General features: G+C 68.8%; 1 protein-coding gene. It reads right to left on the bottom strand.

Annotation, left to right across the window (positions count from 1 at the left end; translation table 11 throughout):
* Nucleotides 1-266: hypothetical protein (locus ACTFO6_RS18900; RefSeq protein ID WP_439935893.1), on the bottom strand; the 266-nt coding region annotated here is incomplete at both ends.

Raw genomic sequence — 266 nt, 5'->3', positions numbered from 1 at the left:
GCGCAGCTGGCCCCCGTGGCGAACGATCCAGTCGGCCAAGTCCAGCGTGGCCTGATCCAGCCATTGGCGCTCTTCGCTGCAACCCAAACAGTGGACCCAGAGGTTGAGATCGGACGGGCACGCCAGGGCGTATTCTCCCAGCGTGCTGGGGTCCTCGTCCTCCAGTGCTCCGGTGGGGCCGTGGGCCCGGTCCAGGGCGGCGAAAGCGGCCAGGTCCTGCTCCAGGGCCTCGATCAACTGGGCGGGTGTCGCGCCTTCGCCTTGAC

The sequence above is a fragment of the Pelomicrobium sp. G1 genome (genome assembly GCF_051905455.1).
Classification (GTDB): Bacteria; Pseudomonadota; Gammaproteobacteria; order Burkholderiales; family UBA6910; genus Pelomicrobium.
This window is presented reverse-complemented; position numbering and strand designations above follow the sequence as displayed.